This is a genomic window from Rhodopirellula maiorica SM1 (assembly GCF_000346295.1).
Taxonomy (GTDB): domain Bacteria; phylum Planctomycetota; class Planctomycetia; order Pirellulales; family Pirellulaceae; genus Novipirellula; species Novipirellula maiorica.
On sequence record NZ_ANOG01000587.1, the window covers coordinates 1 to 8,216 of the forward strand.

The 8,216-nt window shown below is 54.7% G+C and carries 7 protein-coding genes; 3 read left to right on the forward strand and 4 right to left on the reverse strand.

All coding sequences use genetic code 11. The features are described 5' to 3' along the window. Window positions 1–115 precede the first annotated feature (115 nt). Window positions 116–610, forward strand: a complete 495-nt coding sequence (locus tag RMSM_RS18660) for a DUF1844 domain-containing protein (protein ID WP_008699668.1) — start codon at window positions 116–118, stop codon at window positions 608–610. Between the two features lie 197 nt (window positions 611–807). Here the strand turns inward: RMSM_RS18660 and RMSM_RS18665 are convergent, their stop codons facing one another. Further along, window positions 808–1,920, reverse strand: a complete 1,113-nt coding sequence (locus tag RMSM_RS18665; protein ID WP_008699669.1) for a DUF1559 domain-containing protein — start codon at window positions 1,918–1,920, stop codon at window positions 808–810. 915 nt (window positions 1,921–2,835) lie between these two features. Here RMSM_RS18665 and RMSM_RS18670 point away from each other — a divergent pair. Both RMSM_RS18670 and RMSM_RS18675 read left to right on the forward strand, forming a co-directional pair. Next, window positions 2,836–4,107, forward strand: a complete 1,272-nt coding sequence (locus RMSM_RS18670) for a tetratricopeptide repeat protein (protein ID WP_008699671.1) — start codon at window positions 2,836–2,838, stop codon at window positions 4,105–4,107. Window positions 4,108–4,151: 44 nt separating this feature from the next. Beyond that, window positions 4,152–5,975 (forward strand): CRTAC1 family protein, encoded by a 1,824-nt coding sequence (locus RMSM_RS18675; RefSeq protein ID WP_160168318.1) that lies wholly within the window; start codon window positions 4,152–4,154, stop codon window positions 5,973–5,975. 153 nt (window positions 5,976–6,128) lie between these two features. On the opposite strand, the gene RMSM_RS18680 is transcribed toward RMSM_RS18675, so the two are convergent. The 3 genes from RMSM_RS18680 to RMSM_RS18690 form a co-directional block, all read right to left on the reverse strand. Next, window positions 6,129–7,238 carry a DUF1559 domain-containing protein gene (locus RMSM_RS18680; protein WP_008699673.1) on the reverse strand — a complete coding sequence of 370 codons (1,110 nt, stop codon included), beginning with the start codon at window positions 7,236–7,238 and terminating at the stop codon, window positions 6,129–6,131. 129 nt (window positions 7,239–7,367) lie between these two features. Then, window positions 7,368–7,583 carry a hypothetical protein gene (locus RMSM_RS18685; RefSeq protein WP_008699675.1) on the reverse strand — a complete coding sequence of 72 codons (216 nt, stop codon included), beginning with the start codon at window positions 7,581–7,583 and terminating at the stop codon, window positions 7,368–7,370. A gap of 436 nt (window positions 7,584–8,019) precedes the next feature. Continuing rightward, window positions 8,020–8,216: ASPIC/UnbV domain-containing protein (locus RMSM_RS18690; RefSeq protein ID WP_040768036.1), on the reverse strand; the 197-nt coding region annotated here is incomplete at its 5' end.

Sequence of the window (8,216 nt, forward strand, 5' to 3'; positions counted from 1 at the left end):
CTAAGCGCAACTAGCCAGCGCTAAGCGCAACTAGCCAGCGCTAAGCGCAACTAGCCAGCGCTAAGCGCAACTGAAATCACACTCTCGACACATCATCGATTTCAAAGGTATTGTCATGAGCGACCCCAACCACGACGAAACTTCGTCCGAAGAACCGAAAATCATCGTTGACAGCGACTGGAAAGAACAGGTCGCCAAAGAAAAAGAAGCCGCCAGCGCGAAAGCGGAATCCGAGCCAAACAGCGGCAAGGACGCGTCGGCGGAAGAAAAAAATGACGACAAATCGGTGACCTCCGAGCAAAAGACTCCAGCCGCAGGCGAAGCCCAAAAAGCGGACCAAGAGGCGGCGCTACAGAGCCCACCTCCAGCCTCGTTCGAAGTGCTGATTTCGATGCTCTTCACGCAAGCGATGGCGACACTAGGCCAGATCCCAGATCCAGCCAGCGGGGAAGCGAAGGTCAACAAACCGTTTGCCAAGCATTACATCGACACGATCGATATGCTTGGTGAAAAGACCAAGGGCAACCTCAGCGACGATGAATCCAAAATGCTTTCGGAGGCGCTCCACGCGCTTCGCATGATGTACGTCAACACCAAAGCGACGTCGTAGCGGCACGGCGCAAGCCGCCCGGTTTAGGTAGCGGCACGGCGCAAGCCGTCCGGTTGCGGAAGGCAAAAACGCTCGCCCCAGACGGATCAACTTGCGCCGCACCGCTACAAAACATCAACACCGCTTACATGATGAAAAAAACGGGTTGACTCATCAGAGCCGACCCGTTTTTTGCTTATTCGATTAGAACAACGCGGCTACTCGAGCGTCTGCGTTTCCTTGCCCATTGCCGTCCCCAGCGCTCCCCACAAACCATAAGGACTGGCCATCCCGGGAACGGTGATCCCTACCGTCTGATCACCCGCTTCGATCGAATCGGTGATGAACTTGACCGCACCGTCGCCCATCAACACGTGGGCTCCGCCTTGGTGCCGACTGCTCACCGTATAGGTTCCTTCGCGGCCATCGCTATTGTGCGACATGCAGCTCTCTTTGTTCGGAGGCCGAATGGTGTTGATCGCAGTATACATCGGCAACCCGCACATCCAGCGATGGCCTTTTCGCCATTCATCGACCTTACTGTACTGAAGCTCTGCCGACGCGACGTAGAACTGCGGACGCGCCGGATCAATCGCGTTAGTCGTGCACTTCGGGTGCGTTGGATTGAAATGATTATCACCATTATCGATGAACACCGGCTGCGCAATGATCTCGCGACGACCTGCATCACACACAATCTCGCCGCCCATGATCGTGTTGGACAATCCATCGAGCGTATCGCGGAAACCGGTCACGCGACGCGTCTTGAACATCCCTCGTAAATGCATGTCCGCCGCCGGGTTCACCGTACTGTTTGCATCGTCAACACCTCCGCGGTCGGTCCACGGGATACCATCGCCAATACAGCAGGCGTAGTTGTTACTACCAAATTGCCCTGGCGCTGAAACATACGGATCGCTTGGGCAACGATAGGTTCCGATGGTGGTTCGCCATGGATCATAGCCAGTGTTCCAAGTTTCGGGTCCCATCGCAGGCCAATTCCCATTGACGGTTGACGGGTTACTGATCTGCTCCCACATCGACTGCTGCTCGACAAACGGCAAGATCCCCACCAAGAAGCTGAGGAAATTGACATTGGACCGCGTTCCTGGAGGTGTCGTTCCTCCAGCCTGCTTGGGCAACTGGTTGTAGGCAGCGTGGTAGTTATGCAGCCCAAGGCCAATCTGTTTGACGTTGTTGCTGCACTGCATGCGGCGAGCCGCCTCACGAGCCGCCTGCACCGCAGGAAGCAAAAGCCCAACCAAAACACCAATAATGGCGATCACGACGAGCAATTCAACCAAGGTAAACCCCTGGCGTTTGACGTACATTCTCATAAGACCCCTCAATAAAAAGTGAAAAGCAGGAGGAATCTATCGATCCACCTGACAACCTGACTCGCCATCAGAACAACACATCGCTAACACATCTTGCCACTTCAGCGACATCGAAACTCGCCATTCACCAAACTCGCGAATGCGTCATAAACGGCCACAAACGCGGCACTAAAGACCGCAAGACAGGAGTAAACTCAATTATTACCCAGAAAAGCAGCGGGTTCCAATGAGTTTTCACGCATAAACACTGATGCATTTTACCACCCCCGTTTTCATGCCATGGCAGACCGCGGTTGGCGGCGGAACCGGCTAAATCGCAGCACGCAGTCCCCCCTCGTTGCCCCCCGTCCAGCGACACACCGACTGACTTCAGCCCATATGGACACTGAAAACCAAGCGAAAATCACTGCCATTCATCGCTTCAACCACCGTGTCGAGATCGATACCCGACACCCAGCGACGCAACAGGGAGAACCGTGAATGACGGCACTAAGAAAAGATCGCGGGAAAGGCGATTGCGAATTCCTATTGCTGTCGATCTTGAGCAGACGGAGCGGAATAATGCTCGGCCTGAGCCTTCAACTGCTCGGGGGTCGGAGGTGGCGGTGGCGCAGTGGTCATGTTCGGTGTCTCCTGATTACACCCGAGAACCAACATGGAAATTAGCAACACGCTAACGGGTAACAAAAATGCACTTTTCTTCATCAATCCAACACCAATGAAAGGGGACACAAGGCATAAGGACAGGAACCACGCCAAACTTCATTGAAATTGTTTGCACACAAAACACTTGGCTCAATGAGCGACTGCGCAAAAACAATGAGATATTTTACCGACCGACCCCACATCACCCTGGCACGTGCTAGAACACAATCTTCCTTCTTGCCCGCTGTCCTAGGAAAACGGCCCATGGCCCGCAACGCACGCCAACCGCGAACGGCGGCCCACACCGCTGACTGCGACACAAAACCAACACACAATCGCGGAAAGATCGCGGCACTTTTAATCATCTTCGCCGGGGCCATCCTTGCGGTGATGCTCGCTCGCCAATACCAATTGTTCCAGCTCCACACGATGGTGCAATCCGCACGCGCGGCTCAGGACTGGGACCAAGTCGCTGCCGCAACGAACGTGTGGCTTGACCGGGATCCCGATTCGCCCATGGCTCTGATGTACGCAGCCGAAGCCGCCCAGCACCGGGGCTCCTTCGAACAAGCAATCAACCTGCTATCGCAAATCCCAGTCACCGATCCAGCGGCGGCCCACGCCAAGGTTCAGCAGGCACAACTGTTCCTCGGCCCGCTCAACCGCCCCATGATCGGTGAAACAAAACTCAAAGAAGCAACCACGATCAACTCGCGATCAATCGAAGCCCAACGTGAACTGCTGCGACATTACGGGATCACCGCCCAACGAGCCAAGGCACTCGCGCAAGCACGCCTAGCGATTGAAAACGAAAGCGATTCTCCGGCGACCTACGTCTACCTAATCAGCCTCGATTCGATCGTCTACAGCACGGGCAAAGAGTCCAATGCACGGTGGTTGGAAAGTGGCGAGAACAAGGAATTATTTGAGGTCGCGATGCTGGTCAACGAAGCTCGCACCATCGGCCTCGGCGAATCCGCGGACGCCCTGGTCGACACCAACCAACGACAAGCGGAACTCACCCAACTGGAAAGCCAACTACTTGCTGCACTTGAGCGTTATCCCGAGAACCCTGAACTACTGGCGATTCTGCTAAGCACGTATTCTGACCGTGGCGACGTCCAAAAGGTGGTCAGTTTATTGTCGCAGGTCCCCGCCAGTGCCGCGAATGATGCACGTTTTTTTCGCTATAAAGGCTGGCTACACCGGATGCGGGATGAATTCGCCGAAGCGGAACAGTCGTTTCGCCAAGCGATCGCAAAAGATCCCTATGATTGGAAAAGCCAAACTCAACTTGCCGAGACACTACGACTGCAAAACCGCACGAGCGAAGCAGAAACAGCGCTTGAAATCGCATCCATGGGAACGCAGCTACGCAAATCGATCCTCGGACTCTCTACGATCGAAATCTTACCCGTGAACGTGCTCAAGCAATTGCACCAATACTCGGTCACGATGAACGACCAAAGCGTGGCCGACCAATTGGCAATTCGAATCGAGCAAATTTCCAACGCAGCGACCACCACCACTCCCTAGCGATGGCTGGCTTAGCTTCCTTCTTCCTATCGAGGAACACTCGATTGATCCGCCCTGTTCTCTTACTACTAATTGCGGCACTCATCCCCGCCCTCGGGTGCAAAAACGAGCGACCAAGCAAACCGCTCGATCGACCAAAGGCGTCCGGCACCGTAGCGGCAGACACCCCCAGTGCGGAGAGCAAACTATTTGGCGAAGACCTGAGATCCGCAGACGCCGACTCCGGCTTGCAACCCTCGGACGGATTTCCAACCGCGACTGCTACGGATCGCATCCACTTCACCAATGTGGCGAAACGGCTGGGTCTAAATTTTGTTTACCAAAATGGCGAGACTGGCGAATCGCTGATGGTCGAGGCGGTCGGCGGTGGCGTCGGTGTGCTGGATTTCGACCGAGACGGACATCCTGATTTATTCTTCAGCCAAGGCGGTGATCCGGCGGCGGACACCAGCCCACATCAGCCCGCCGTTTCGCTGTTTCGTAACACATTGCATCGAAGTGCCCCGCAGATCAATGCCTTTGCGGACGTCGCCCATGCCGCGCAGCTTGGGCGATACGGCTACGGACAAGGCGTAACGATCGGCGATTTTAATGCGGATGGGTTCGAGGACGTCTACCTCACCTGCGTCGGCAAAAACACGCTGCTCGCCAACCAAGGCGACGGCACGTTTCGCGATGTCACACCGACCAGCAACACCGGCGACGGCGATCGATGGAGCACCTCGGCCGCCTTTGCCGACCTCAACCGCGACGGATTGCTCGATCTGTACGTTTGTAATTATGTAACCTACGATCCAAAGCATCCGCTGAACTGCCGTAATTCAAAAGGCGAAAACCGCATCTGCCATCCACGTGAAATCCCGCCATGGCCGAACGCCTGCTACATCAACCAAACCGATGGCACGTTTGCAGAGCAAACGGACACTCGCGGATTGGTTGCTGCAGGCGGCAAATCACTTGGCGTTGCCGTCGCCGATTTCAATGCCGACGGCGACCCTGACATCTACGTTGCCAACGACACCACCGCCAATTTCCTGTTTGACAACCAAGGAAACGGTCAGTTTGACGAGCGTGGACTACTGCTCGGATGCGCGTCGAATTACGAAGGGCTGCTGCAAGCCAGCATGGGTTTGGCAGTCGCCGATTTCGACCGAAACGGCTTCCTCGATATCTATGCAACCCACTACTACGAAGAATCCAATACGCTCTACCGCAATCTGGGCAATGCAGGATTCCAGGACATCACCGGGCGTACGGGACTACATACACCGACGCTACAATCGCTTGCGTTTGGAACGGTGATGCAAGATTTTGATTGCGATGGATGGCAAGACCTGTTTGTGACCAACGGGCATGTCGAAAACTATGCTGACAACCCGATCCTAAAAATGCGGCCTCAGTTTTTTCAGTACAACGGATCACGTTGGATTGAAACAAGTGAGCGTGTCGGCAAGTTCTTTGCCGGCAAGTATGTTGGACGAGGCGTTGCCACGCTCGACTTTGACAACGACGGAGACCTGGACATTGCGGTCGTCCACCAAAACACCCCCTCGGCACTACTGCGCAACGATTCGCCGCGAGGACACTGGCTAAAACTCAACCTGATTGGCCGCCAATCGCCTCGCCAAGGAACCGGATGCCGCGTCACGGTCACCGCCGGAGACGTCCAGCACGTGCAAGAATTGGTTGGGGGTGGCAGTTACCTTTCGACCTCCGAGCCGGTACTCGTTTTTGGCCTAGGCGAATTCGATCGCGAGTGCCAAATCGAAGTCCGCTGGCCCAGCGGACTCGTTCAGCAACTCGACAACCTGCGGGTCGACCAAGTGATCACAATCGAAGAAGCCGATGGCATGAACCTACGTGAATGACGCCCCCCAAGGCCACGCTAACCTTGCAACGGCAATAAAAAAACCAGGGTGCACGAGGTGCGCATCCCTAGTTTTTCAATAGGATTCAAATCAAGCAAACGTTGATGCATCGGGAAATAACCGACTCAGCACGAGCCGATCAGGGGATTCCGACTATTGATCAAGCTGCTTGGTTTCTTTTCCGTCTTTGGTTCCGAGGGCTCCCCACAAACCGTAGGGACTCTCTTGCCCGGGGACCGAACCGGTGCGGGGGATGTTCCCCTTGGTTTGGTCGCCCGATTCGATGCTTTCGGTAATGAACTTGACCGCACCATCGGCAAACAACACATGACAGCCGCCTTGATGACGACTTGCCATTGTGTAACTTCCGTCCGATCCGTCGCCGCCCCATAGACAACTTTCCTTGTTGGGTGGACGCACAGTGTTCACGCTGGTGAACATCGGACGACCATCGGCCCAGCGCTTTCCACGTCGTTGATCGCCGGCACCCGTATTGCTGGCGTCCTTGTAGAACTGAGGACGCTGCGGATCGACATTGTCGACGTAACACTGCTGTGGATTGTCAAAGAAGGGATCGCGTTGATCCATTTTCGGTTGGCCAATGATTTCCAGCCGGCCCGCATCGGTGACGATTTCACCCGCCATGATTGTGTTGCTGGTACCGTCAAGAATGTCTCGAAAACCGGTAAAGTAGCGGGTTTCGAACACACCCCGAAGCCGCTGCTTGGCACCTTGGTCGCCAACCGTTCCATCGGCGTTCACACCGCCTGTGTGAGTGGTTTGGAAACAGTCGCCGACACATGCCGAGTAGTTGTTCAGACCGGTCTCGCCAGGAACTCCCACCGTTGGATCACTAGGACAACGGTACGACCCGACGGTGGTTCGCCAGGGGTCATAGCCTTTATCCCAAGGCACAGGGCCCATCGCCGGATAACTCCCCAGCGGGTTCGCGATCTGCTCATACAGAGCTTGCTGTTCGATAAACGGCAGCACCGGAATCAACCAACTGAGGATCTTGGCATTATTGACGGGACCACCATGGGTGCCTCCCGATTGCATCGGCAACTTGTTATACGCCGCATGGTAGTTATGCAGCCCCAAGCCAATTTGCTTGACGTTGTTACTGCACTGCATGCGGCGAGCCGCCTCGCGAGCCGCCTGCACTGCGGGAAGCAGCAAACCGACCAAAACGCCAATGATTGCAATCACGACGAGCAGCTCTACTAACGTGAAGCCGCGCTGGCTTCGCTTGAAATGAATCATCTTACTTACTCCGAAAAAAGAAAAGAACAAAAACCAACGTCATTCGCTTGGTAGATAACGCGATGTTTTGTGAGTGAGCGGAATTTTGAAATGGAAGGACGAAAACAGGACGACGAAGCTTCACACGTCCTAGCGATACTGTTTGTCTCGCTGCTCCATCTCTTTCTGCGATTCCATGTAAGCCTTTTGCTGCGCCGCCATTTCCTCGGGCGTCTGAACATTCGTGGGCGGAGCCGAGACCGTATTGGCCGTTGACCCTCCGCAGCCGACGACGAATGGGGCCACCAAAAACAATGCAGCCAAGACAATTGATCTTTCACGCACCTCAATTGAGATATTTTTCATTATCAAGGAATCCAATTAAATGATAGACGTGTCGCACAGCGTCAAACGGCATACCGAAGAGCCTGTGGTGTCGCTGGAATCAGCAAACGAAAAAGACATGCAACCGACACATCAAGAAAAACACGGCCGCATGTGACCAAGTTTACATATTCCTTCGGTCTGTCAGCATAGAAAAATTGGCGCAACCACGATTTTGCGTTGAAAATTTTACCGAAAGAAAAATACGGGACGCAAAACTTCTGCAACCAGAAGAAATACGCCTCCAGTGCCACAAACATCGCCTAAAGAAACAGAAAACGGCACTAACCGCAGCTGAACTCGGACGTAACATACAGGACCAGGCGAAGCCAAGAATCGGAAGCCGCCGAGAACGAAGATCGAAACATGAGTTTTTTCACCTACCGGCCTCACTATTTCACGCGTGGGGCGATTCACGCTAGGGCTGGAGCAATTGAAATGCTTCGCCACTGCCTTCGCAGAGAACGTACTCGCCGCCTTGGCGTAGCGGTCCAAATTCCTCGCGAGTTCCACTGGGCCAAAGCACGCTAACTCGCTCGACTGCGGATGACGCAGCGAGCCCAAAACGGACACAACGCTCACTCGCACATTGATATCCATTGCCAGCGAAAAGTT